At 69.4% G+C, this 23,753-nt stretch carries 21 protein-coding genes; 11 read left to right on the top strand and 10 right to left on the bottom strand.

Features of this window, described 5'->3' with window-relative positions; genetic code table 11:
• Positions 1 to 134: 134 nt before the first annotated feature.
• On the bottom strand, positions 135 to 932 hold the full coding sequence (locus Q0W60_RS14085) for a YMGG-like glycine zipper-containing protein (RefSeq protein ID WP_297696656.1): 798 nt from the start codon (positions 930 to 932) through the stop codon (positions 135 to 137).
• A gap of 252 nt (positions 933 to 1,184) precedes the next feature.
• On the opposite strand from Q0W60_RS14085, the gene Q0W60_RS14080 reads away from it, so the two are divergent.
• Both Q0W60_RS14080 and Q0W60_RS14075 read left to right on the top strand, forming a co-directional pair.
• Complete coding sequence (locus Q0W60_RS14080) at positions 1,185 to 2,147, top strand: acetyl-CoA carboxylase carboxyltransferase subunit alpha (RefSeq protein WP_297696654.1); 963 nt, start codon at positions 1,185 to 1,187, stop codon at positions 2,145 to 2,147.
• Positions 2,148 to 2,252: 105 nt separating this feature from the next.
• Positions 2,253 to 3,245, top strand: coding sequence for a nitronate monooxygenase family protein (locus Q0W60_RS14075; protein ID WP_297696660.1), 993 nt, complete (start codon positions 2,253 to 2,255; stop codon positions 3,243 to 3,245).
• 110 nt (positions 3,246 to 3,355) lie between these two features.
• On the opposite strand, the gene Q0W60_RS14070 is transcribed toward Q0W60_RS14075, so the two are convergent.
• From Q0W60_RS14070 to Q0W60_RS14040, 7 genes are all read right to left on the bottom strand, one after another.
• A complete protein-coding gene (locus tag Q0W60_RS14070) occupies positions 3,356 to 6,358 on the bottom strand; it encodes a TonB-dependent receptor (protein ID WP_297696652.1) in 3,003 nt (1,000 codons plus the stop codon).
• Between the two features lie 270 nt (positions 6,359 to 6,628).
• Positions 6,629 to 7,636 (bottom strand): beta-eliminating lyase-related protein, encoded by a 1,008-nt coding sequence (locus Q0W60_RS14065; RefSeq protein ID WP_297696650.1) that lies wholly within the window; start codon positions 7,634 to 7,636, stop codon positions 6,629 to 6,631.
• 49 nt (positions 7,637 to 7,685) lie between these two features.
• Complete coding sequence (locus Q0W60_RS14060) at positions 7,686 to 8,834, bottom strand: epoxide hydrolase family protein (RefSeq protein WP_297696648.1); 1,149 nt, start codon at positions 8,832 to 8,834, stop codon at positions 7,686 to 7,688.
• Positions 8,835 to 8,906: 72 nt separating this feature from the next.
• A complete protein-coding gene (locus tag Q0W60_RS14055; RefSeq protein ID WP_297696646.1) occupies positions 8,907 to 9,503 on the bottom strand; it encodes a TetR/AcrR family transcriptional regulator in 597 nt (198 codons plus the stop codon).
• 85 nt (positions 9,504 to 9,588) lie between these two features.
• Entirely contained in the window at positions 9,589 to 9,786 is a 198-nt protein-coding gene (locus tag Q0W60_RS14050) for a hypothetical protein (protein ID WP_297696643.1), read from the bottom strand.
• Between the two features lie 86 nt (positions 9,787 to 9,872).
• Positions 9,873 to 12,623 (bottom strand): preprotein translocase subunit SecA, encoded by a 2,751-nt coding sequence (gene secA / locus Q0W60_RS14045; protein ID WP_297696658.1) that lies wholly within the window; start codon positions 12,621 to 12,623, stop codon positions 9,873 to 9,875.
• A 168-nt stretch (positions 12,624 to 12,791) separates the two neighbouring features.
• Entirely contained in the window at positions 12,792 to 13,961 is a 1,170-nt protein-coding gene (locus tag Q0W60_RS14040; RefSeq protein WP_297696641.1) for an acetyl-CoA C-acyltransferase, read from the bottom strand.
• Between the two features lie 186 nt (positions 13,962 to 14,147).
• Between Q0W60_RS14040 and argJ the strand changes: the two genes are divergently transcribed.
• From argJ to Q0W60_RS14020, 4 genes are all read left to right on the top strand, one after another.
• On the top strand, positions 14,148 to 15,581 hold the full coding sequence (gene argJ, locus Q0W60_RS14035; protein ID WP_297696639.1) for a bifunctional glutamate N-acetyltransferase/amino-acid acetyltransferase ArgJ: 1,434 nt from the start codon (positions 14,148 to 14,150) through the stop codon (positions 15,579 to 15,581).
• Positions 15,582 to 15,631: 50 nt separating this feature from the next.
• On the top strand, positions 15,632 to 16,042 hold the full coding sequence (locus tag Q0W60_RS14030; protein WP_297696637.1) for a (deoxy)nucleoside triphosphate pyrophosphohydrolase: 411 nt from the start codon (positions 15,632 to 15,634) through the stop codon (positions 16,040 to 16,042).
• The gene (locus Q0W60_RS14025; protein ID WP_297696635.1) at positions 16,042 to 16,458 is read left to right on the top strand and encodes a secondary thiamine-phosphate synthase enzyme YjbQ; all 417 of its coding nucleotides are present in this window, start codon (positions 16,042 to 16,044) and stop codon (positions 16,456 to 16,458) included. The genes Q0W60_RS14030 and Q0W60_RS14025 overlap by 1 nt, the downstream gene beginning before the upstream one ends.
• 63 nt (positions 16,459 to 16,521) lie before the next feature.
• Positions 16,522 to 18,102, top strand: coding sequence for a M28 family peptidase (locus Q0W60_RS14020; protein ID WP_297696633.1), 1,581 nt, complete (start codon positions 16,522 to 16,524; stop codon positions 18,100 to 18,102).
• Here Q0W60_RS14020 and Q0W60_RS14015 read toward each other — a convergent pair.
• A complete protein-coding gene (locus Q0W60_RS14015) occupies positions 18,090 to 19,013 on the bottom strand; it encodes a hypothetical protein (protein WP_297696632.1) in 924 nt (307 codons plus the stop codon). The two genes, Q0W60_RS14020 and Q0W60_RS14015, sit on opposite strands and share 13 nt — an antisense overlap.
• Positions 19,014 to 19,135: 122 nt before the next feature.
• A complete protein-coding gene (locus Q0W60_RS14010) occupies positions 19,136 to 20,038 on the bottom strand; it encodes a methyltransferase domain-containing protein (RefSeq protein WP_297696630.1) in 903 nt (300 codons plus the stop codon).
• Between the two features lie 20 nt (positions 20,039 to 20,058).
• Here Q0W60_RS14010 and Q0W60_RS14005 point away from each other — a divergent pair, with 20 nt between their 5' ends.
• The 5 genes from Q0W60_RS14005 to Q0W60_RS13985 form a co-directional block, all read left to right on the top strand.
• The gene (locus Q0W60_RS14005) at positions 20,059 to 20,820 is read left to right on the top strand and encodes a ComF family protein (protein ID WP_297696628.1); all 762 of its coding nucleotides are present in this window, start codon (positions 20,059 to 20,061) and stop codon (positions 20,818 to 20,820) included.
• A gap of 31 nt (positions 20,821 to 20,851) precedes the next feature.
• The gene (gene grxC, locus Q0W60_RS14000; RefSeq protein ID WP_297696626.1) at positions 20,852 to 21,112 is read left to right on the top strand and encodes a glutaredoxin 3; all 261 of its coding nucleotides are present in this window, start codon (positions 20,852 to 20,854) and stop codon (positions 21,110 to 21,112) included.
• A 42-nt stretch (positions 21,113 to 21,154) separates the two neighbouring features.
• Positions 21,155 to 21,982 (top strand): carbon-nitrogen hydrolase family protein, encoded by an 828-nt coding sequence (locus Q0W60_RS13995; RefSeq protein ID WP_297696624.1) that lies wholly within the window; start codon positions 21,155 to 21,157, stop codon positions 21,980 to 21,982.
• A complete protein-coding gene (locus tag Q0W60_RS13990; protein WP_297696622.1) occupies positions 21,979 to 22,407 on the top strand; it encodes a DUF1178 family protein in 429 nt (142 codons plus the stop codon). The genes Q0W60_RS13995 and Q0W60_RS13990 overlap by 4 nt, the downstream gene beginning before the upstream one ends.
• A 208-nt stretch (positions 22,408 to 22,615) precedes the next feature.
• Positions 22,616 to 23,753 (top strand): Clp protease N-terminal domain-containing protein (locus Q0W60_RS13985; RefSeq protein WP_297696620.1); only part of this gene is annotated, 1,138 nt, incomplete at its 3' end.

Raw genomic sequence — 23,753 nt, 5'->3', positions numbered from 1 at the left:
TGCGCAAGGCCGCCGAGCGCTCCGTGGGCGGGCTCTGGGATCGCATCGGACAAGTGCTCGACGCCTTCACACCACAAGAATGCGCCAACTACTTCCGCCACGATGGCTATGCCTCAGCTTGAGCGCCGAACGCTCTAGCCGACGATGCGGTAGCGGCCTTCGGCGTCGGGGCACACCCGCACATAGCGGTAGTCGCGGCCGTAGGAGTCCACGGGCGCGGGCGCAAGCCGGCAGCCCATCCGCTCGTAGTCTGCATAGCGGCTGGAGCGGTAGTCGCGGCTTTCCCGATAGGGGATGGTCTCGTTGTAGCTGAAGTACGGCCCGCGCTGGTCGCACTTATAACGATCGTGGGCATGGCCCACCGCCGCGCCGACGCCGCCGCCGACCACGGCGCCCAGCACCGAGTTCTCGGTGTGCCGCCCGGGCGCGGAGAGCTGCGAGCCCAGGATCGCGCCGGCCAGGGCGCCGATGGCGCCGCCGGTCACCGTGCCGGAGTTGTCGCAATGGACCGCCGGTCCGGCGTAGGCGGTGTTTGCGCCATAGTAGGGGGCGGCCGGGGTCGCGTAGCCGTAAGCCCGCTCGTCCCACACGGGAGCCGGGCCATAGATGCGCGCATAGGCGCCGTAGCCGTAGCGGGCGTCGTAGTCGGCGCGGGCCCGGTTGTACTCGGCCAGCCGGCGGTCATATTCGCGACGCGCGGCCGCGTAGTCGGCGCGGTGCGCGTCGTAGTCGGACCGCCGCGCCTCATAGGCCCGTTGCTGTTCCTGATAGCGCTGCTGGTCTTCCTGGTATTGCGGCGTGGGCTGATACTGCGGCGGCTGCGACTGGTAGCCCTCGTCGCGCGGGTAGTCCTGATAGCTCTGAGCCATGGCCGGGGCCGCCGCGGCGAGCGCCAGCGCAGAGGCCATCGCGACCTTCAGTGTTGCGTGCATTGCTTTGCTCCAATTCTCCTCGAGCGCGGTTGGCGGTGTCGGGGCATGGCCGCGCAGATCTCAAAGGGCGCGCCAACCCGTCCGTCCTGGCCCCCAGGCATGACGGGCGGGTCCGGAGTCGACCTCGGGCTTAGAAACTCCCCGGCCGTACCAGAGTTGCAAAAAGCGAAGCCAAGCGCCGCGCGCCGGGGTTGTGAGGCGAAGGCATCCCGCCTAACGTCCGCCGCTTCGCGAACGGTGCAGGCGGTTTCGATGGCGGTCCACTACCTCGATTTCGAGCGTCCCATCGCCGACCTCGAGGCCAAGATCGAGGAGCTCTCGAAACTTTCCGAGACGGCGAGCCCGGGGACCTTCGACGCCGAGATCGAGGCCCTGCGCGCCCGCGCCCAGGACATGCGTCGCGAAGCCTATTCCAAGCTCGACGCCTGGCAGAAGACCCAGGTCGCCCGCCACCCCGACCGGCCGCACTTCGTCGATTACTGCGCGGCGCTGATCGAGGCCTTCGTCGAGCTGAAGGGCGACCGCAAGTTCGCCGATGACCAGGCGCTGATCGGCGGCCTCGGCCGCCTTCGCGGCCGGCCCGTCGTGGTGATCGGCAACGAGAAGGGGCACGACACCGTCACCCGCGTGAAGCACAACTTCGGCTATGCGCGGCCGGAGGCCTACCGCAAGGCGGTGCGGCTGATGGAGCTCGCCGAGCGCTTCCACCTGCCGGTGATCAGCCTGGTCGATATCGCCGGCGCCTATCCCGGCGTCGCCTCGGAGGAGCGCGGCGTCGCCGAGGCGATCGCCCGCTCGACCGAGATGTGCCTGATGCTGGGGGTGCCCAACGTGGCGGTGATCACCGGCGAGGGCGGCTCCGGCGGCGCCATCGCCATCGCCGCAGCCAACCGGGTGCTGATCCTCGAGCACGCGATCTATTCGGTGATCACCCCGGAAGGAGCCAATTCGATCATCTGGCGCGGTTCGCGCACCCCGGCGGACGCGGCGCGGGCGATGAAGATCTCCGCCGAGGACCTGCTCGCCATGAAGATCGTCGACCGGATCATCCCCGAGCCGCCCGGCGGCGCGCACACCGATCCCGCCGACGCCATGTCCGCCGTGGCCGACGCCGTGGAGGAGGAGCTCAACGCCCTCGATCGCCTCTCGCCGGACGAGCTCCGCAAGCAGCGGGCGGAGCGCTTCTACGCCATCGGCCGCGAGGGCTTGTCGTAAATCGCGGGTTGCCTGACGTTGCGTCCTCCGTTTCAACTGACTTCAAACAACCGTTCGTCAGCGGCGTGACCTCGCCGGTGTGAGCGCGCCTCGGAGGAGACAGAGCTGATGATAAGGACCCGCATCACCGAGATGTTCGGCGTCGAGACCCCGGTCGTCATGGGCGGCATGACCGGCGTCGGCTACGCGCCGCTGGTCGCCGCGGTGGCCAACGCCGGCGCGCTCGGCTTCATCACCGCGCACCACTCGCAATCGGCGGAGGAGCTGGAGAAGGAGATCCAGCGCTGCCGCGACCTCACCGACAAGCCGTTCGGGGTCAACCTGACCCTGCTGCCGTCGCTGAACCCGATTCCCTACGACGAATACCGTCGCGCGATCATCGAGAGCGGCATCAAGATCGTCGAGACGGCCGGCCGCGCGCCCACCGACCACCTGCCCGACTTCAAGGCCAACGGCGTCAAGGTGATCCACAAGTGCACCTCGGTCCGCCACTCGGTCTCGGCCGTGAAGCACGGCGTCGACGTCGTCTCCATCGACGGCTTCGAGTGCGCCGGCCACCCCGGCGAGGACGACGTCGGCCTCATCGTGCTGCTGCCGGCCACGGTGGACGCCGTGGACGTGCCGGTGATCGCCTCGGGCGGCATGGCCGACGGCCGCAGCGTCGCGGCGGCCCTGATGCTGGGCGCCGACGGCGTCAACATGGGCACCCGCTTCATGGCCACCAAGGAGTGCGCGATCCATGAGAACGTGAAGCGCAAGATCGTCGAGAACACCGAACGCGACACCCTGCTCACCAACCGGACCCTGCGCAACACCAGCCGCGTGGCGCGCAACGCCGTCTCCGAGGAGGTGGTCCGGATCCAGCAGGACCCGACCAAGACCATCGACGATGTCCGCCATCTGGTGGCCGGCGTGCGCGGCCGCACCAATGTGATGGGCGCCGGCGACACGGACGGCGGCATCTGGACCGTCGGTCAGAGCCAGGGCCTGATCCACGACATCCCGAGCTGCGCGGAGCTGGTGAAGAACATCATGCGCCAGGCCGAGAGCGTCATCGAGAAGAACGCCCGCAAAGTCGCGAGCCTGACGCCCGCCTGAAGCGGCGCCCCGTCGAGCGCCCAAGACCAAGGGCCGCCGGTCTCGCCGGCGGCCCTTCGCCTTGCTCCCCCCGTGCCCGCAGCGGACGAGGTCCGCTGCGGATGCCCCCGTCAGCGGCGCCAGTTGACGCCGACGAAGAAGTAGCGACCCACCTGGTCATAGGTGCCGATCCCGACGGTCGGGAAGGGCGGCTGCTTGTCCAGGATGTTGTCCACGCCCGCCCGTACAGTTAGTTCGTGCGGGAACTTGTACTGCATCGTCAGGTCGTGGGTGTAGTAGTCGCCGACCTGCAGGATGTCGCGGTTCTCGATCGTGAAGGTGCGGTCGAACAGCGAGTGCTGGATGAAGTGGGTGGTCCAGGTGACCCGCAGGTTGTCGTAGGTGTAGCGCACGTGAAGCAGGTACTTCCACCGGGCGTTGCCGATCGTCCCTTCGGTGTCGCTCAGGTCGAAGCCTGTACCGGAGACCGAGGTCTTCTGCCGCCGCGTGTGGAACACATTCCAATCGATGCCTAGGTTCCCGAGCGGCCGGTCCATATGCACGAACGGCAGATCGTTCAGGTCGCGGGTGTAGGAGACCTCGTAGGTGTCGCCCGCGAAGTTGGTGAAGCCTGCGTTCACGAAGCCCGCGTTGACGGTGGTGATCTGGCCGGTGGCGTCACGGACGAAGCGGCTGCAGACGTCGGCCGGGTGGCTGGGCGAGTCGAAACAGGTCGACAGGATCGCCGTGGCGTTGAAGTTCACGATCGCGTTCGTGATGTCGATGTGGACGTAGTCCCAGGCAAGCGCCAGGCCCGGCGCGAAACGCGGCTGGATCACGATGCCGTAGGTCCAGGACTTGCCCTCCTCGTTCTTGAGGTTCGGATTGCCGCTGGTGGTGATCGGCTGCGAGGCCACCTGGATGGTGGACTTGAAGCCGGTGAGCGTCGCGCCGAGCTTGGCGAAGTCAGCCGCGCAGTTTGCCGCCCGCGTGGCCGGGTTGGGGCCGGCGTTGATGTTGGCTGCGTCGCAGGGGTCGGTCGCCAAGCTGAACGCCGTCGCGGGCGGCAGGAACAACTCGGTGATCGCCGGCGCGCGGAAGGTCTCGGAGCGGCTCGCCCGGAAGGTGATGTCCTCGATCGGCGAATAGCGGCCGCCATACGACCAGGCTTCATTCTTGCCGGCCAGCGAGTTGTCCACCTTCCGGTAGGCGCCTTCGAACTCCAGCTTCTGGCCGGCCCATAGCGGGCTGAAATCCCCGCCGAAGACCGGCAGCAGGCTTTCGACATAGTACTCGTTGGTGTTGTAGGAGCCGGCCGCGGCCGAGATCGGCACCGAGCGGCCGACGCCGAGCCGCGCGTTGTCGTTCGGCGTGAACGTCGCCTCCTCCTTGCGGTGCTCGTAGCCCACGTTGAAGCCCCAGTTGCCCGCGGGCAGCTTCCAGATCGTGCCGGTGAGGTTGGCTTCGATGTCGGACTGCGTGTCCTTGTCGTCGCTGCGGAACTGGGCATCGATGAACTTCAGCGCCGCCGCGCTGGGCGCGCCCTTGCCGAACAGGTCGAGCGGCTGGCAGCCGTTGGTCGGGTTGGTCAGCGTCGAGCGGCAGACGATCTGTCCATTGGCCGGATTGGTCACCGCGTCCACGGCGAGCGCGAAGTTCGCCTGGTTGATCCCCGGGCTGATGAAGAACGCCTTGGTCTGGCCGTGGCTGGCGGTGATGTTCCAGGTGAAGTCCCGGTCGAGGGTGTTGAAATCGCCCTCGAGCGTCGCCGAGGCGTCATAGGCCTTGGTCTCGGAAACCACCGACGACAGGCCGACGATGTCGGTCGAAGCCCGGGCCAGGAAGAAGGTCGTGGTCCCGGTGGGCAGCGAGGCGACGATGTTCTGACGCGCCTGGGCGGTCAGGAACGGATTGTCGATGCTGATCGGCAGGTTGCCTGACGTGCCGCCGAACAGCGCCGACTGGAAGATCGGCTGGTTTACCGGCGCCGTCGATTTGTCGTCCGAGTAGAACACCGTCGCGTGCAGCCGGATGTGCGGCGTGATCTCGTAGCGGGCGATGAACTGGCCGAGCTTGCGGTGCACCGGCGTCTCGAGCGAGGTCAGCGGCGCGAGGTTCAGGCCCTGGCCGCCAGAGGCGATCGAGGGCTGGAAGAAGGTCCCCGTATTGTAGGGCACCAGCGTGCCGTCAGGCGCGAACTGGGCGGGCACGCGCTGGCCCGGGTTGTTGGGATCCGGCACCGTCACCAGCGAGCCCAGGGTGAAGGTGTTCTTGATGAACGCGACGCCGCCCTCGGTCACCTCGGGCACCCGACGGTCTCTGATGAGGATGGAGGCCGGGATTCCGTCGCTCGAGGTCTTGTTGAGAGGGTTGGCGGCAAAGCTGAATTGCGCGGCGGTTTCCGGCCGCTGCGTCTGGTTCAGCGAGCCGGTCCTGTCGAGCTCGAAATCGAGCGCCAGGTTCAGCCGGCCGTCCAGGAAATCGTGACCCACAGCCGCTGTGATGTGGCTGCTCGGATAGTCGTGACGCGAGGATGCGCCATACTGCGCGTCGAGCAGGATGCCTTCGAACTTCTCCTTGTAGATCAGGTTCACGACCCCGGCGATGGCGTCGGAGCCATACACCGCGGCGCCGGTGGCCGGCACCTCCTCCACGCGATCGAGGAACGCGGTCGGCAGCTCGTTGAGGTCGACCTGGTTGCCGGGACTCGAGCCGCTGAACAGCGAAGCGGCTTGGGAGGAAACGAAGCGGCGGCCATTGACCAGGGTGAGCGTGCGCTGGGAGCCGAGATTGAACAGGTCGATGAAGTTGCGGCCCGTGCCGAAGGAGCCCTGAGCGCCGGCCGGCGTGATGCTGCCTTGGACCGCCGGCAGGTCGTTCACCGCGTTGGCGATGTTGGTGATGCCTTTGTCCTGCAGGTACTGGCTGGTCACCATCGCCACAGGCTTGTCGGATGTCAGGTCGGGACGTGGGATGCGCGAGCCGGTGACCACGATTTCCGAGACGTCGACGCCGCCCGGCGCCGGATTGGCCGCCGCCTGCTGTGCGTAGGCGAGGTGCGGCGCAGCCAAGCTGGCGATGGCGGCCGACGCGAGAAGCGCCGGGCGCAGCATGGCCCTGGTCATGATCTTCATTTTAGAGGTCCCCAAGCCTGTTTTGTTTGCGCGCGCCGATGCCTCGGCGCGGCCCGTCGGCGCACAGCTCTGATGAGACCAGTCCCCCAGCTCGCGGCTGCGCATCCTGACGAGGGCGTCACGCTGTCATGCTATCGTCAAGGTCGCAACACGATCGCGCCTCAATCGCCGACCGGCGGGCGGATTTGCCCTCGAATTTCGAGCTAGGTGCGCTTTTGCTGCCACAGGTCCGCGGAGGCGCGCAAAGTCGAACCCCTTCGTATAGCACCGTTAGGCAATGGATTTGAGCGCCTCGCCCAGCGCCTCGACGCTTTCGGCGGTGGTCGCCCAGGAGCACATGAAGCGCACCGTGCCGTCGAGGAAGCGATAGGCGAACCAGCCGCTGTCGTGCAGCCGTTTCAGCGTGGGCTCATCCATCTCGACGAACAGGCCGTTCGCCTCGACCGGGTGGCGGGCCGGGAACGGCGTCAGCGCCGCCAGCTTCTTGGCCATGGCGTTGGCGTGAGCCGCATGGCGCAACAGCGCCCCGTCCTGCAGCATGCCGATGAACGGCGCGGCGTAGAACCGGCCCTTCGAGGGCAGTTGGCCCGCCTGCTTCAGCCTCGCGTCGAACCGACGGGCGATCGCCCGATCGAAGATCACCACCGCCTCGGAAGGCGGCATGCCGGCCTTGGTGCCGCCGACCACCAGGAGGTCCACGCCCAGGCCCTTGATCGCCTTCAGGTCGAACCCTGCGGCCGCGGCGTTGGCGAGCCGCGCGCCGTCCAGGTGCACGCCGTACCCCTTGGCCTTGGCCGGCGCGATCAGCGTCCTGAGCTCGGCCGCGGAATAGACCGTGCCGTACTCGGTGGCGTTGGTCAGCGACAGGGCGGCTGGCGGCTGGCGATAGGAGACGTCCGGCGCCGCCAGCGGCTCGACGAGCGCCGCCGGGTCCATCTTGCCCGACGCCCCGGGCAGCCGGATCAGCCCCAGGCCCTGGCCGAAGAACCCCGGCGCGCCGGTCTCGTCGGTGCAGACGTGGGCGTGCTCGTGCGCCAGCACCGCCTCGAAGGGCCGGCAGAGCGCGGCCAGCGAGAGGGCGTTGGCGGCGGTGCCGGAGGCCACGAACCGCACCTCGGCGTCGGCGTCCAGCAGCTCGCGCACCAGGTCGGCGGCCCGTGAAGTGATCGGGTCCGTGCCGTACCCCGAGGTGAAGCCCTGGTTCGCGGCGACCACCGCCTCCATGGCTTCGGGCGTCGCCGGGGCGGTGTTGTCGGAGGCGAAGTCGTAGCGGGCCATGGCGAGGCTTTTCGGCGAGCCGTCGGCTCAGGGCAAGCCCGGAGAGGCCTCAGAGGCCCGTCGCCCAGGCCCTGACGTCGTCGGCGAACAGCTCGGGCTCCTCCATGGCCGCGAAGTGGCCGCCGCGCGGCATCTCGGTCCAGCGCTGGATGTTGTAGGCGCGCTCGGCGTAGCTGCGCGGCGGGGCGGTGTAGAGCGGCTCGCCGGGGAAGTTGGCGAAGGCGGTCGGCGTCTCGCAGCGCTCGCCCTCCTTGAAGGCGACGCCGCCTTCCTCGAGCAGACCCCTGTAATACCAGGCGCCGGTCGTGAAGCTGTCGGTCATCACGTAGAGCATGATGTTGGTGAGCAGCCGGTCTTTCGGATGCGCCTCGTCGAACGGCTTGGTTCGCAGATCCGACCAGTCGTGGAAGCGCTCGGCGATCCAGGCCGCCTGGCCCACGGGATTGCCGGCCGCGAGCCAGGCGAGGGATTGGGGCTTCGAGGCCTGCAGGCGGAAATAGGCGCCCATCACCTCCATCGCACCCTGCTGGCGCTGGAGCCAGGCGGTCTCGTCCTCCGACTTCGGCCCGCCCTGTGGCCGGAAACCCATCATGTTGAGGTGGATCGCCTTGGCGTGTGCGCCATGGTCGTGGCCGAGCCAGGAGGTGACCAGCGCGCCCCAGTCGCCGCCTTGGGCAAGGTAGGTCGAATAGCCCAGCACCTCGGTCATCAGCGTGTCGAACAACCGCGCCGTCGTGCGCTGTCCGACCGGCCGCTTCGGCTTGGAGGAGTAGCCGAACCCGGGAAGCGTCGGGATGACGAGGTCGAAGGCGTCGGAGGCCCGGCCGCCCGAGCGCGAGGGAAACGCGAGCTTTTCGATCACGCCCCAGAACTCGTAGTGCGATCCCGGCCAGCCGTGGGTCATGATCAGCGGCCGCCGGCCGCCGGCTTCGCCCACCACATAGACGAAGTGGATGTCGAAGTCCTCCACCCGGGCGATCAACTGCGGATACCGATTGAGCTCGTCCTGCGCCGCGCGCCAGTCGTAGTCCTCGGTCCAGTACTCGCAGAGGCTCCGGAGATACTTTGCGTCACAGCCATAGGCCCAGCCGTCGGGCGCCTGCGGAGCGAGCGGCCACGGATAATCGCGCACCTGGTCGAGCACCCGGCGCACTTTCGACTTTTTCCAGTGGACCTCGAACGGCTCGGGCTTGGGCATGGGACGCTCCTTCGGACGAGACCCTCGACGTGTGACGCCGCGGCGGTCAAGCTCGGCCGCAGAATCGGTCGCTCAGCCCGGCCTCAGGCCCTTGGCGAGCGCGGCGGTCAACGCCTGTTGCAGGCCGCGCGCAGCGCCCGGCGGCAGCTTCCCGGCAAGCTCGAGCACGATCGCGCCGTGGGCGGCGGCCCAGAACATCATCCCCACCTGTTCCGGATCGCCCACCAGCACGCCGTCTGCGACCAGGTCCTTCACGTAGGCGCTCATCGTCTCGCGTGCGCGCCTGGCGGCCGCCACCAGGTCCGGATAGTCCGCCTCGCGCGGCTGGTTGAGGTCGAACATCAGCTTGTAGGTGTGCGGGTGGCCCAAGGCGAAATCGATGTAGGCCTGGCCCACCGCCGCCCCTCTCGCCCGCGCGCTGCCGGTCCGCGCGCGGGCTTTTTCCAGGGCCTCGGCGAAACGGTTGAAGCCGTTGGTCCGCACAGCCGCCAGGATGTCGTCCTTGTCGCGAAAGTAGCGATAGGGCGTCATCGGCGAGACGCCGAGCTCGGCAGCCAGCTGGCGCATGGTCACCGCGTCGGGCCCCTTCTCGGCGAACAGCCGTTCCGCCGCCTCGCACAGCCGGTCCCGGAACTCGGCGACATCGGTCTCGGACAGGACGCGCGGCATCGGACCTCGGCGCTCGGACAAAAGTGGCGCCAGAGCTAAACCGTACAGGATGTACTTACAACGTAAGTCTTTTCACTCGGCGGCGTCAGACCGGATCGGAGCTCTCGTCACAGTCGATGTCATCCACCAACCGGGCGCCCTGCCACAGTTCGACGGTCGGCGCGCCCTCCTGGCAGAGCTCCTCGGCTTCGGCGCGGGCGCTCTGGTCGTCATCCGCCTGAATCCAGGCGGCCCCGCGGATGTGGCGACTACGGTCCACACGATAGGCGCGATACGTCGGCATCTTGAGAAGCTCCGCCAGCGAAGCCTACCAAACGGCCTGAATTCAAGACGGTTGCCGAACCGCTTTCGGCGGATCAGACGAGCGGCTCAGACCAGCGCGCCGTGGCAGTGCTTGAACTTCTTGCCCGAGCCGCAGGGGCAGGGGGCGTTGCGGCCGGTCCGCTCCCAGTCGGTCGGCAGGGCGCTCACCGGCAGGGCGGCGCGCTCCGCGTTCGGCACATTGTCCGGCAGGAACCCTCGCTCGACCTCGTTCTCGCCGGTCAGCGGGTTCATGTGGACCTCGAACATCTGGCCGGCCGGCGGGGGCGGCGGCTGCTCGAACTGGAACTCCACCGTCATCAGCCAACGGGTCACGCTCTGGCGCAGGTCCACCAGCAGCTTCTCGAACAGGGTGAAGGCTTCGGTCTTGTACTCGTTGAGCGGATCGCGCTGGCCATAGCCGCGCAGCCCGATGACGTTCCTCAGGTGGTCGAGGTGCATCAGGTGCTCGCGCCACTCGTGATCGATCATCTGCAGCAGGAAGCTCTTCTCGATCATCCGCATGTGCTCGCCCACCAGCGCCTCGCGCTCGGCGGCGCGGGCGTCCGCGGCGGCGTTCACCCGCTCCTCGATCTCCTCGTTCGCGATGCCTTCCTCGGCGGCCCAGTCGCGGATCGGCAACTCCAGGCCGAGGATTTCCCGCAGGTGCTCATCCAGCCCCTCGACGTCCCACTGCTCGGCGTAGGCCTTCGGCGGCAGGTGCAGGGTGACCAGATCGCTGATGGTGTCGCGACGCATCTCCACGACCACGTCGGAGACGTCGGCGGCGTTCATGAACTCCGCACGCTGTTCGAAGACCGCCTTGCGCTGATCGTTCACGACGTCGTCGTACTTGAGCAGGTTCTTGCGGATCTCGTAGTTGCGCTGCTCGACCTTCTTCTGGGCCGTGGCGATCGCCGAGTTCAGCCACTTGTGGGTGATCGCCTCGCCTTCCTGGACGCCGAAGGTGCGCATGATCGCGTCCAGCCGTTCGCCGGCGAAGATCCGCAGGAGGTCGTCCTCGCACGACAGATAGAACTTCGAGCGTCCGGGGTCGCCCTGACGGCCGGTCCGGCCGCGCAGCTGGTTGTCGATCCGCCGGCTCTCGTGGCGCTCGGTGCCGAGCACGAACAGGCCGCCGGCGGCCAGCGCCTGGGCCTTGGCCCCGGCGATCTCGGCCTCGATCTCCGCCCGCTTCTTGGCCGACATCTCCGGGGTGACCTCGATCCCCTCGGCGAGCTGCGCCTCGCGCCAGTCCAGAACGCGCATGTCGACGTTGCCGCCCAGCTGGATGTCGGTGCCGCGGCCGGCCATGTTGGTGGCGATGGTCACCGTGCCGGGCACGCCGGCGTCGGCGACGATCTTCGCCTCCTGCTCGTGGTAGCGGGCGTTCAGCACGTTGTGCGGGATGCCGGTCTGCCGCTTGCCGTCCAGCTCGAACTTGTGCGCCTTCAGGAGTTCGGAGAGCTGCTCGGATTTCTCGATCGAGACCGTGCCCACCAGGATCGGCTGTCCACGCCGGTAGCAGTCTTCGATCTGGCCGATGATCGCCTGGTTCTTCTCCGCCCCGGTCCGATAGACCTCGTCGTCTTCGTCGATCCGTGCGATCGGCCGGTTGGTCGGGATCTCGGCGACATCCATCTTGTAGATGTCGAAGAACTCCTGGGCCTCGGTCGCCGCCGTGCCGGTCATGCCGGAGAGCTTGGAGTACAGGCGGAAGTAGTTCTGGATGGTCACCGAGGCCAGGGTCTGGTTCTCGGGCTGGACGACGACCCCTTCCTTGGCCTCGATCGCCTGGTGCAGGCCCTCCGACAGCCGCCGGCCGTGCATCATCCGACCGGTGAACTCGTCGATCAGGATCACCTCGCCGGCGCGGACGATGTAGTCCCGGTCGCGCAGGTAGAGCACGTTGGCCCTCAGCGCCTGGTTGACGTGGTGCACCACGCTGACGTTGGCGGCGTCGTAGAGGCCCGCGGAATCCTCGGCGAGATGCCCGCCGGCCAGCAGGATCTCCTCGATCTGCTCGGCGCCCTCTTCGGCCAGCATCACTTGGCGCTGCTTCTCGTCGTGCTCAAAGGTCGTGGGGTCCTTGATCAGCTCCCTCACCAGCCCGTCGATGGTCCGGTAGAACTCCGAGCGGTCCTCGGTGGGCCCCGAGATGATCAGCGGCGTGCGCGCCTCGTCGATCAGGATCGAGTCCACCTCGTCGACGATCGCGAAATTGTGGCCCCGCTGGACCATCTCGCTGGCGTCGTAGACCAGGTTGTCGCGCAGGTAGTCGAAGCCGAACTCGTTGTTGGTCCCGTAGGTGATGTCGGCGTTGTAGGAGGCCTGCCGCTGCCCCTGCGAGAGGCCGTGCACGATCACCCCGACGCTCATGCCGAGGAAGCCGTAGATCTGGCCCATCCATTCGGCGTCGCGCTGCGCCAGGTAGTCGTTGACGGTGATCAGGTGCACGCCCTTGCCGGCGAGCGCGTTCAGATAGACCGGCGCGGTGGCCACCAGGGTCTTGCCCTCGCCGGTCCGCATCTCGGCGATGCCGCCCTGATGCAACACCATGCCGCCCACCAGCTGCACGTCGTAGTGCCGCTGGCCCAGCGTCCGGCGTGCGGCCTCGCGCACGACCGCGAAGGCCTCCTCCAGCAGGTCGTCGAGCGTCTCGCCGTTGGCGAACCGCGCGCGGAACTCTTCCGTCTTGGCCCTCAGCTGCTCGTTGGAGAGCGCCTGGATCTGCGGCTCCATGTCGTTGATCCGGCCGACACGGCCCAGCATGGTGCGGACCTTGCGGTCGTTGGAGGAGCCGAAGAACCGTTGGAACATGGTCAAGCGGAGAGGTCCGGACTGATGGGCGGCGGCAGGCCGCACAGGCCCGAAAAATCCGCTCATTTGAAGGCGCGCGAGACTTAAGCAGCGCCCCCTTCAGTGTCAACGCGGCCCCCGGACCCATTCCCGCTCATCCCGGCGTTCGCCGGGATGAGCGGTTATCGATCACAGCACCTCGAACAATCCCGCGCCGCCCATGCCGGTGCCGATGCACATCGAGACCACGACGTTCTTCACGCCGCGGCGCTTGCCTTCCTGCAGGATGTGGCCGGTAAGGCGCGCGCCGGTCATGCCATACGGGTGGCCGATGGCGATCGAGCCGCCGTTGACGTTGTAGATCTCCGGATCGACGCCCAGGGTGTCGCGGCAGTAGAGGCACTGCGAGGCGAAAGCCTCGTTGAGCTCCCAGAGCTCGATGTCATCCACCTTCAGGCCGTGGCGCTCCAGCAGCCTGGGCACCGCGAACACCGGGCCGATGCCCATCTCGTCGGGCTCGCAGCCGGCGACCGCCCAGCCCTTGAAGACGCCCATCGGCTCCAGGCCGCGCCGCTCGGCTTCCTTCGCCTCCATGATCACCACGGCGGCCGCGCCGTCGGAGAGCTGCGAGGCGTTGCCGGCGGTGATGAACTTGCCCTCGCCCTTCACCGGCTGCAGCTTGGCCAGGCCCTCGAGCGTCGTGTCGGGGCGGTTGCACTCGTCGCGGTTCACCTCGTAGTCGACGATCTTCTCCTCGCCCGTCTCCTTGTTGACCTGCTTCATCTTGGTCTTCATCGGGACGATCTCGTCGCGGAACTTGCCGGCCTGCTGGGCGGCGGCCATCCGGCGCTGGCTCTCCAGCGAATACTCGTCCTGGTACTCGCGGCTGATCTTGTAGCGCGCGGCCACCACGTCGGCTGTGTCGATCATCGGCATGTGGAAGGCCGGGTACATCTGGGTCAGCGTCGGGTCGTTGTTCTCCGCCGAGCCGCGGCCGGGGGGCATGCTGATGCTCTCCACGCCGCCGGCCACGACCACCTCGGCGCCGTCGTTCTTCACATAGTTGGCCGCCGCGGCGATGGCGTTGAGGCCCGACGAGCAGAAGCGGTTGATGGTGACGCCGGCGGTGGTCACCGGCAGCCCCGCAAGCAGCGCCGCCTGGCGCGCGGGGTCGCCGTTTGGATGAGCCACGTTGCCAAGGAAGACGTCCTCGACGGCCTCCTTCTCGACGCCGGCGCGGTCGACCGCGTGCTTGATGGCGTGGGCGGCCATGCTCATGACCGGGGTCATGTTGAACCCGCCGCGGGCCGATTTGGCCAGTCCCGTCCGGGCGTAAGAAACAATGACGGCTTCGCGCATTTGAAATGATCCTCCACAAGAATTCTTCGGCGGCCCTGACGGGGTCGATCTGAGCGCTCCGTCTAACCTTTGCATCGTGTGGCGCAAATGGCTAGGGACGGGGCGCGCGCCAGCGCGATTTCCATACCGCCGGCCGACGCGCGCAAGACGCCGCGGCATCAGGACAACTCAGACGGGGGGCCGGTCATGAGCCGCAAGCCGAGGACCGCCAAGGCGCTGGAAGTCGCCGCCAAGCCGGTGGAGGTCGTGGGCCAGGCGCTGGAGCGCGCGTTCGATCCTCTGACCAGCACGCTCAAGCGCGCCGCGCTCAAGCGCGCCGACAAGCAGGCCCGCCAGTTCGCCCAGGCTACGACGGCGGCGCCGACGAACAAGGCCGAGCGCACCGATCTCATGGTCTCGCCGCTCGCGGTTCCGTTTCCGAGCATCGCCCCGGTCGGCGGCGTCGAAATGGCCGCCGGGCGCGCCGGCTTCTACAAGCCCGAGCGCGACGACTTCGTGGTCATGATCTTCCCGGAGGGCGCGAGCTGCGCCGGCGTCTTCACCCGCCACGGAGTGGGCTCGGCGCCGGTCGACTGGTGCAAGCGGCACCTTGCGACGACCAAGGGGGAGGGGGTCCGGGCGTTGGTGGTCAACGCCGGCTGCGCCAACTCCTTCACCGGCAAGCCGGGCGCCGATGCGGTGCGCCGCGTCTGCTCGGCGACAGCCAAGCGCTTCGACTGCCGCCAGCGCGACGTGATGGTGGCCTCCACCGGCGTGATCGGCGTGCTGCTGGACGACTCCCGGATCATCCACCGCCTGCCCGAGCTCGAGCACCGCATGGCGCCGGACGGCTGGCTCGCCGCGGCGCGCGCCATCATGACCACCGACACCTTCCCGAAGGGCGCCTACGCCGAGGCCACGATCGACGGCCAGACGGTCCGCATCGCCGGGATCTGCAAGGGTTCGGGCATGATCGCGCCTGACATGGCGACCATGCTGGCCTTCGTGGTCACCGATGCGGCGATCTCGCCGGCGGCGTTGCAGATCCTGGTCTCGCTCTACGCGCGCAACACCTTCAACGCGGTGACGGTGGACGGCGACCGCTCGACCAACGACACGCTCCTGCTGTTCGCCACCGGCCAGTCGGGCGCGCCGCGCATCGGCCGCGCCGGCGACCGGCGGCTCGCCGATTTCCGCGAGAAGTTGGAGGGCGTGCTGCTCGACCTCGCCTTGCAGCTCGTCCGCGACGGGGAGGGCGCCTCGAAGTTCATCAAGGTCACGGTGAGCGGCGCCGAGAGCCACGCCTCGGCCCGCAAGATCGCCCGCACCGTCTGCGAGAGCCCGCTGGTCAAGACCGCCTTCGCCGGCGAGGACGCCAACTGGGGCCGCATCGTCATGGCCGTCGGCCGCGCGGACGAACCCATCGACCGCGACAAGCTCTCGGTCAGGTTCGGCGAGCTGTGGGCCGCGCAGGACGGCCTCGTCGCGCCGACCTACGACGAGGTCAAGATGAGCGCCTACATGAAGAACAAGCAGCTGGAGGTCGGCATCGACGTCGGCGTCGGCCGCGGCTCGGCCGAGATGTGGACCTGCGATCTCACCAAGCGCTACGTCGAGATCAACGGGGACTACCGGTCTTAGCCTCCGCCCGGCGCTCGGCGGCGATGCGGTCTTCGTGGTGAAACGGGCAGATGCCGAATCCCAAGCCCCTCCTCCTGGTCGCCGCCGCGGCGCTCGTCGACGTCGACGGCCGGGTGCTGATCTGCAAGCGGCCGCCGGGCAAGGCCATGGCGGGGCTGTGGGAATTTCCGGGCGGCAAGCTTGAGGCGGCCGAGACGCCGGAAGCCTGTCTGATCCGCGAGCTCGAGGAAGAGCTGGGCATCGCCGTCACTCTCCCCTGCCTCGCGCCCTTCGTGTTCGCCAGCCACGCCTACGAGACGTTCCACCTGCTCATGCCGCTCTACCTGGTCCGCCGCTGGGAGGGCCGCGTCGAGAACCGCCACCACGCCGCGCTCGCCTGGGTGAAGCCTTCGAAGCTCACCGACTATCCCATGCCGCCCGCCGACGCCCCGCTGGTCGCCTGGCTGAGGGACCTGATCTGATGCGCCAGGCGGCCCACACCATGGCCTTGGACACGCCGGGCGCGGGCCTGCGCGAGATCACCCGCGAGGTCGTGCGCTGGATCGCAGAGCAGCAGATGACCACGGGCTTGCTCACCCTGTTCTGCCGCCACACCTCGGCCTCGCTGCTCATCCAGGAGAACGCCGACCCCGACGTCGCCCGCGACCTGGAGGACTATTTCGCGCACCTCGCGCCGGAGAGCGCCGCCTACCGCCATCAGGACGAGGGCCCCGACGACATGCCGGCCCACCTGCGCGCCGCGCTCACCCAGACCCAGCTCTGCATCCCGCTGGTTGGCGGGCGGCTGGCGCTCGGGACCTGGCAGGGGATCTGGCTGTTCGAGCACCGCGGCCGCCCGCACCGCCGCGAGATCGTCCTGCACCTGATCGGGGAGTGACTCCTCAGCACTCAAGACAAGCCCAGCCATGACGGAATAGGAATTGGAAGAAAGCGAGGGGCCATGATCCGCAAGCTCACCATCCTGGCCGCGCTGCTGGCGCTCGCAACGCCGGCGGCGGCGCAGACCGGCGGCGCCTGGTTCGGCGTCCCGCTCCCGCCGGCGGCAAGTCCGCCCGACCGGCCCACCTTCCGGATCGCGCCCGCCCCTTATGGCCCGGAGCCCTTTGCCGGGCGGCCGAAGGACGACGCCGGCGGCGTGCTCGCCGCCGAGCACCTGATGGCCGATGTCGGCGCCATCGTCGGCTTCTCGCTCGAGCGGCGGGCGGCCGGCGATCTTCTGTATGGCCGGATCAGCGGGACCGAGGGGGAGAAGCGCACCGTCGACTGGGCGGTCGCACAACTGAAGGCCGCGGGCCTCGCCGACGCCCACGCCGAGCCCTATGTCTCCGAGCAGCCGCTCTGGTGGCCCACCCGCTCGCAGGTGCGGCTGTTCGGCGATCCGGCGTTCGGGCCCGGCAGCGTCGACGTCGTTTTGCAGACCGCGGTCCCGCTCCGCGCCTCGAAGACGCTGCCCGCGCCTGTCACCGCGCCCCTGATCTTCGTCGGCCGAGGCTCGGCCGCCGAGCTCGCCCATGCCGACGTCCGCGGCAAGATCGCCGTGGTCAACGTCGTGCCCGACGACAGCCTCTACGCCTCGCGCGAGAAAGGCGTCGCCCGCGAGCTGGAGCGGCGGGGTGCGGTCGGCGTGATCAACGCGGTCGAGAGCCCCGGCAACCTCCTCTACTACGACCCCCGCTACGGCTGCGAGGCGATCCCGTGCTACCTGCTCGGCGGCGACGACGGGGCGTTCCTGGAGAGCGTGGTCGGCAAGGCCGCCGCGGCGGGGCGGGCCGTCTCCGCCCGCCTCGATCTCGCCGCGGAGCTTCGGCCGGGGCTCACCGCCTGGAACGGCGTCGCCACCCTTGCCGGCGCCAGCCCGGAGGTCGTCATCGTCAACGCCCATGCGGACGCCTGGTGGGACGGCGCCGACGACAACGCCGACGGCCTCGCCGTCATGCTGGGCCTCGCCCGCTACTACGCGCACCGCGGACGCAGACCCGAGCGCACCCTCGTGTTCATGGTCAGCGGCGGCCATCACACCGCCAATGGCGCGGCCGCCTTCATCAGGGCCCACCCGGAGATCATCGCCCGCACCGTGCTGGTGATGAACCTGGAGCACCTGGCGCAGATCGCCGTCGCCCAGGCGCCGCGCCTCGATCCGGCGGCCGATCGCTACGGCTCCGGCGTCTGGGCGGCCTCGACCGTCGAGAGCGTGAAGCAGGCCGGCGCCGCCAACGCGAGTCCGCTCGTCTGGAAGCTGATGGGCAAGGCGTCGCAGCGCTACGGCGTGGTCACCAGCTACGTTCCATCCGCCAGCGCGCCCGGCGACCTCGGCGCCTACATCCGCGCCGGCCTTCCTTCGGCCCAGCTGATCTCGAGCGAGGTCTACTACCACTCCTCGGGCGACACGCCGCCCACCATCTCGCGGCCGGGCCTGGAGCGCGCGGCCGCCTACTACGTGGGCTTCATCGACGACGTCATGGCGACGCCGGCGGCTCAGCTGAGGGGTGCGCCGACGGCTCCGGCCGCTCAGCGCCGATAGCTCGCCCGCACGGTCATGCGGCCGGGCCGGGTGGCGTCGACCACGCACTGACCGGTGTCGGCCATCGCGTGCTGGCCCAGGCAGAAGACGTCCTCATACTGCGGGCCGGCCGCCGCCAGGCACTGGTAGAGATTGAGCTTGGCGAGTCGCAGGCACTCGCCCGCCCGCGGCTCGCTCATCAGCGCGCGGCCGCGGCTCTCCTCGCCAAGCACCGAGAGCGCGGCCAGCGCCACGCCGCGCACGACCGCAGGGCCGGCCGGACCCGAGCGGCGGCCGCTCTCGGCCATCGCCGAATAGAGTCGGGCGCTTTCCGCCGCATCGGCGCGATAGGGCTCGGCCGAGAGCTGCTTCACCCGCGCGAGACGGCCCCTGGGATCGCTGACGCTGCGCTTCGACCACGCCTGGCGCTGCACGGAATAGGCCGCCCGCTTCACCTTCAGCCCCTGCGCGTGCAGCGCCTCGCCCTGGGTGATCAGCGCGCCGGAGGCCCGCGCGGCCGCCGCTTCGCCGCCCGGCAGCGACAGCGCCAGGCCGGGCTCTGCCGCCAGACGCCTGGCGAGCTCGGCGCGGTTGCGGCTCGCCCTCACCGCGGCCACGAAGCGCGGCTCCTGCAGGGCCGCCACCGCCGCATAGGCGACCATGCCGTGCTCCAGCTGCCGCGGCTCGTGGCTCGCGCCCGCCTGCAGCGCCTGGGAGACCTCGGCGGGGCCGGCGAACTGGTCGTCGATCGCGCGCGCCCGGCGCATGTAGGCTTCGAAGACGCCGGCCTCCGCGGTGAGGTTGGAGGGCGCCGGCCGCGCGGCCGGCGAAGAGTAGGCCCTAGACTGCGGCCGCGGGGATTCCGCGCAGCCGGCGAGGAACGCGATCGCGCCGATCGCCACGCCGGCGCGCACCAGAACTCTGAACGTCACGCTTGCCCCCGAGAGAGCGTCCCTCGAGCTTCACCTTAGGAAGCTTCGCTTCGAAGCTTCGCCGTGGCGCCTTGTCGCGCAGGCTGGGCGCGGCCGGCTTAAGGAAGCCGAAACCGGCGTGGTTAGCGGGGCAGCTTGTGCTCGACCACGCCCAGCGCCTCGGCGAGCCGCATCTTCGCCGCGCCGGGCTTCAGCGGCTGCTGCTGGCTCTCGTGCGGCGCCCAGCCGGTGAGCGTCAGAATCTCGAAGCTCGCGCTCACCCGCCCGTCGGGGCCCGTGAACCGCTGCTGGTAGATCTCGCAGGCGCGCCCGATCAGCGATCGGGTCATGGCGCGCGGATGCCGCTCGGCGAGCGCATTGGTCTCGCCCATCTGGCGCAGGTCGGCCAGCAGCCGCAGCGGATGCTCGTAACTCACCCTGACCCGGTCCACGTCGGCGACCGGCAAGGCGAATCCGGCTCGTTGCAGCAGCGAGGCCGCATCCGCCGTGTCGGCGAACGGCGAGACGCGCGCCCCCGCGCCGTCCAGCAGCTCGGCTTCGGCGGCCATCAGCGACTGGCGAAGCTCGGTGAGCGTCGTCCCCCCGAGGAAGGCGCCCAGGAACAGGCCGTCCGGCTTCAGCGCCCGGCGCGCCTGGATCAGCGCCCCGACCACGTCGTTGGTCCAGTGCAGCCCGAGGGTCGAGACCACCAGGTCGAGGCTCGCCTCGGCGAACGGCAGCCGCTCCTCGTCCAGAACCACCCGCACGCCGCCGCGGCCGGCGAGCATCGCCGGCGAGGCGTCCGACTCGATCAGGGTTCCGATCCTGGCGCCTGCATCGCTCTGCGCCAGCGCCTGCCGGAACGCGCCGGCGCGGCTGGAAAGCTCGACCGCAAGCGGGAACTCCCGCATGATCGCCTCCAGCCGCTCGGCCAGGTCCAGCGCGGCGCGGCGGTGCAGGAAATCGGCTTGCCCGAACCCCGCCGCGGCGCGGTCCAGGCGCTTGCGGTGCAGGGTTCGGTCGAACAGGCGGGGCGGGGCGGACATTGAGCGCGGAAGATGGGCTCTTGGCGGGGCTTTTGAAACCGGGCCCCCGCGTCCGTGCCCTGTGGCGCACCGGCCTCGACCTGGTCTTCCCGCCGCAGTCGCTGGACGGCGCGCCCACTCTGGCCGGCGGCCTCGCGCCCGAGACCTGGGCGCGCATCCACTTCCTGGACGGGCCGGTCTGCGACGGCTGCGGCCAGCCGTTCGAGTACGACCAGGGGCCGGGCGCCCGGTGCGGCGGGTGCATGGCCCGACCGCGCGCCTTCCAGTCGGCCCGCGCCGCCTGCCTCTACGACGAGGCCTCGCGCGATCCGATCCTGAAGCTGAAGCACGCCGACCGGCTCGACCTCGCGCCGCTCATGGCCCGCTGGATCTCGCGGGCCGCGCGCGAGCTGATCGCCGAGGCCGACGGCCTGGTCCCAGTGCCGCTGCACCGCGGCCGGTTGTTCCGTCGCCGGTACAACCAGGCCGCCGAGATCGCACGTCCCCTGGCCGCCCTCACCGGCGTCCCCTACCTGCCCGATGCGCTCGTCCGCCGCCGCGCCACCGAAACCCAGGCCGGGAAGTCCGGGGCGGGGCGTCGCCGCAACGTCGCCGCCGCCTTCGGAGTCCCGGCCGCTCGCGCCGCCCAGGTGGCGGGCCGCCGCCTGGTGCTGATCGACGACGTGATGACCACCGGGGCGACGGCGGAGGGCTGTGCGCGCGCCCTGCAGAAGGCCGGCGCTACGCGCGTGGATGTCGCAGTGGTCGCACGTGTTAAAGAGATGGGCGGACTCACTATATGAAGGCTGAGCGACAGGTCTTCGTCAGGGCGCCATGAGCCACGTCACGATCTATACCAAGCCCTACTGCCCTTATTGCGTGCGCGCGATCTCGCTGCTGGAGGGCAAGGGCGTGGACTTCACCGAGATCGAAGCGGCTTTCGATCCGCAACTTCGCCAGGAGATGATCCGCCGCTCCGGACGCGCCACCTTCCCGCAGATCTTCATCGGCGAGCATCACATCGGCGGCTGCGACGACATGATGGCCCTGGAGCGCGCCGGCAAGCTCGACCCTCTGCTGCAGACCGCGGCCTGAGGTCCCTCCCCATCATGGGGATGGAGAGCTATATCCTCACCCATGAAGGTCGGCCTGATCCAGACCCGCACGCCCGCCAGCCAGGAGGCGGCGCTCGCGCACGTCCTGCCGCTGGTCCGTGAGGCGGCGGCTCAGGGCGCCGGGCTCATCGCCACGCCGGAGGGTTCGAACCTCCTGCAGAAGAACCGCGGGAAGCTGTTCGCGACGCTGCGGAGCACCGACGAGGATCCGTTCGTGCGCGGCATGCGCGACCTCGCCGGCGAGCTCGGCGTCTGGATCCTGATCGGCTCGGCGCTGGTCCGGCGCGAGGACGGCAAGTGCGCCAACCGCGCCCTGCTCGTCGACCCCGCAGGCGAGATCACCGCCAGCTACGACAAGCTGCACATGTTCGACGTGGACCTGCCGACCGGCGAGACGGCGCGCGAGTCCGAGAGCTACGAGCCCGGTGACCGTGCGGTCATCGCCGACATCCCGGGCGCCCGGCTGGGGCTCACCATCTGCTACGACCTGCGCTTCCCGGCGCTCTACCGGTCCCTGGCCCTGGCCGGCGCCGAGATCATGACCATCCCCGCCGCTTTCACCCGCCCCACCGGCGAAGCGCACTGGGAGATCCTGATGCGGGCCCGCGCCATCGAGACCGGCGCCTTCGTGATCGCCCCCGCCCAGGGCGGCTTCCACGAGGACGGGCGCGGCACCTGGGGCCGCTCGCTGGCCGTCGGGCCCTGGGGCGAGGTGCTCGGCAAGCTCGACCACGACGAGCCCGGCGTGCTGGTTGTCGAGATCGATCCCGCCGCCGCCGGCAAGGCGCGCCGCGCCATCCCGGCGCTCGCCAACGCCCGGGCGTTCGCCGGGCCGGACGCGCCGCGATGATCCGCTACGCCCTGGCCTGCGAGCACGGCCACGCGTTCGAGGGCTGGTTCGGCTCCTCCGACGACTTCGACGTCCAGCAGGCTCAGAACCTGCTCGAATGCCCGCTCTGCGCCTCCAGGGCGGTCAGCAAGCAGATCATGGCGCCCGCCGTCGCCGGCACGAAGAAGACGCTGCCCGGCGAGACGCCCGCGAAGACGCAGATGATGATGGAGGCCCTTGGCCGGCTCCGCGCCCACGTGGAGGAGACCTTCGACGACGTCGGCGACGCCTTCGCATCCGAAGCCCGCGCCATCCACGAGGGCCGCTCGGAAGCGCGCGGCATCTATGGCCAGGCGAGCCCAACGGAGGTGCGGGCGCTGATGGAGGACGGCGTCCCCGTGGCCCCGCTGCCGCCCAGGCCCCCGGCCAAATCCGAGCTCAACTGACCTGAGCTCACACGCCGCCACTGGCTCTCGCGCGGTGCCACGCGGCTGCAGATGCTGCAGGCCACCATGGCCATCGTGGAGAAGAACAACGCGCCGAATTGAAGTCCCTCTCGGGCTTGTGTGGCCCAATTGCCACACTATCTCTGGCAGGGCTGGGGTTGCGCTTCGTCAAGGCGACCCTCGCACATCCGCCTATCGAGGGGACTTGATGAACATCGACATCTATTCCGACCGCGCCAAGCAGGCGATCTCGTCGGCGCAGAGCCTGGCGCTCGCGCGGCGCAACCAGCAGCTCGCGCCGGAGCATCTGCTGAAGGTGCTGCTGGAGGAGAAGGACGGGCTCGCCCGCGCGCTGATCCAGAGCGCCGGCGGCCGGCCCGACCAGGCCGACCAGGCGGTCGAGGCCGCGATCGCCAAGCTGCCGAAGGTCGAGGGCGGCTCCGGCCAGCTCTACCTGAAGCCCGAGACCGCGCGGGTGTTCGCCGATGCGGAAGCGGGCGCCAAGAAGGCGGGCGACGCCTTCGTCACCACCGAGCGGCTGCTGATCGCCATCGCCAAGGAGGGCGCCGAGGCGGCCGCGGCGCTGAAGTCGGCCGGCGCCACGCCCAAGGGCCTCGAGGAGGCCGCCCAGGGGGTGCGCAAGGGCAAGACCGCCGATTCCGCCTCGGCCGAGGAAGGCTATGACGCGCTGAAGCGCTACGCGCGCGACCTCACCCAGGCCGCCCGCGACGGCAAGCTCGACCCCGTCATCGGCCGCGACGAGGAGATCCGCCGCACCATCCAGGTGCTCTCGCGGCGCACCAAGAACAATCCCGTGCTGATCGGCGAGCCCGGCGTCGGCAAGACCGCCATCGTCGAGGGTCTGGCGCTGCGCATCGTCAACGGCGACGTGCCTGAGGGCCTGAAGGACAAGAAGCTGCTCGCGCTCGACATGGGCGCGCTGATCGCCGGCGCGAAGTACCGCGGCGAGTTCGAGGAGCGGCTGAAGGCGGTGCTGAACGAGGTCACGGCCGCCGAGGGCTCGATCATCCTGTTCATCGACGAGATGCACACCCTGGTTGGCGCCGGGAAGTCGGAAGGGGCGATGGACGCCTCCAACCTGCTGAAGCCGGCGCTGGCCCGCGGCGAGTTGCACTGCGTGGGCGCGACCACCCTCGATGAGTACCGCAAGAACGTGGAGAAGGACGCCGCGCTCGCCCGCCGCTTCCAGCCGGTGTTCGTGTCCGAACCCACCGTGGAGGACACCGTCTCGATCCTGCGCGGCCTGAAGGAAAAGTACGAGGTGCACCACGGGGTGCGCATCTCCGACAGCGCCATCGTCGCGGCCGCCACCCTGTCGAACCGCT

Source organism: Phenylobacterium sp. (genome assembly GCF_025934275.1).
Classification (GTDB): Bacteria; Pseudomonadota; Alphaproteobacteria; order Caulobacterales; family Caulobacteraceae; genus Phenylobacterium.
The sequence above is the reverse complement of the archived record's forward strand: the minus strand, read 5'-3'. Positions and strand labels throughout refer to the sequence as shown.

Bases quoted from the DNA above. Each gene is read 5' to 3' on its own strand.
- Q0W60_RS14085 (WP_297696656.1), bottom strand. From the start codon at position 932: ATGCACGCAACACTGAAGGTCGCGATGGCCTCTGCGCTGGCGCTCGCC.
- Q0W60_RS14080 (WP_297696654.1), top strand. From the start codon at position 1,185: ATGGCGGTCCACTACCTCGATTTCGAGCGTCCCATCGCCGACCTCGAG.
- Q0W60_RS14070 (WP_297696652.1), bottom strand. From the start codon at position 6,358: ATGAAGATCATGACCAGGGCCATGCTGCGCCCGGCGCTTCTCGCGTCG.
- Q0W60_RS14065 (WP_297696650.1), bottom strand. From the start codon at position 7,636: ATGGCCCGCTACGACTTCGCCTCCGACAACACCGCCCCGGCGACGCCC.
- Q0W60_RS14060 (WP_297696648.1), bottom strand. From the start codon at position 8,834: ATGCCCAAGCCCGAGCCGTTCGAGGTCCACTGGAAAAAGTCGAAAGTG.
- Q0W60_RS14055 (WP_297696646.1), bottom strand. From the start codon at position 9,503: ATGCCGCGCGTCCTGTCCGAGACCGATGTCGCCGAGTTCCGGGACCGG.
- Q0W60_RS14050 (WP_297696643.1), bottom strand. From the start codon at position 9,786: ATGCCGACGTATCGCGCCTATCGTGTGGACCGTAGTCGCCACATCCGC.
- secA (WP_297696658.1), bottom strand. From the start codon at position 12,623: ATGTTCCAACGGTTCTTCGGCTCCTCCAACGACCGCAAGGTCCGCACC.
- Q0W60_RS14040 (WP_297696641.1), bottom strand. From the start codon at position 13,961: ATGCGCGAAGCCGTCATTGTTTCTTACGCCCGGACGGGACTGGCCAAA.
- argJ (WP_297696639.1), top strand. From the start codon at position 14,148: ATGAGCCGCAAGCCGAGGACCGCCAAGGCGCTGGAAGTCGCCGCCAAG.
- Q0W60_RS14030 (WP_297696637.1), top strand. From the start codon at position 15,632: ATGCCGAATCCCAAGCCCCTCCTCCTGGTCGCCGCCGCGGCGCTCGTC.
- Q0W60_RS14025 (WP_297696635.1), top strand. From the start codon at position 16,042: ATGCGCCAGGCGGCCCACACCATGGCCTTGGACACGCCGGGCGCGGGC.
- Q0W60_RS14020 (WP_297696633.1), top strand. From the start codon at position 16,522: ATGATCCGCAAGCTCACCATCCTGGCCGCGCTGCTGGCGCTCGCAACG.
- Q0W60_RS14010 (WP_297696630.1), bottom strand. From the start codon at position 20,038: ATGTCCGCCCCGCCCCGCCTGTTCGACCGAACCCTGCACCGCAAGCGC.
- grxC (WP_297696626.1), top strand. From the start codon at position 20,852: ATGAGCCACGTCACGATCTATACCAAGCCCTACTGCCCTTATTGCGTG.
- Q0W60_RS13995 (WP_297696624.1), top strand. From the start codon at position 21,155: ATGAAGGTCGGCCTGATCCAGACCCGCACGCCCGCCAGCCAGGAGGCG.
- Q0W60_RS13990 (WP_297696622.1), top strand. From the start codon at position 21,979: ATGATCCGCTACGCCCTGGCCTGCGAGCACGGCCACGCGTTCGAGGGC.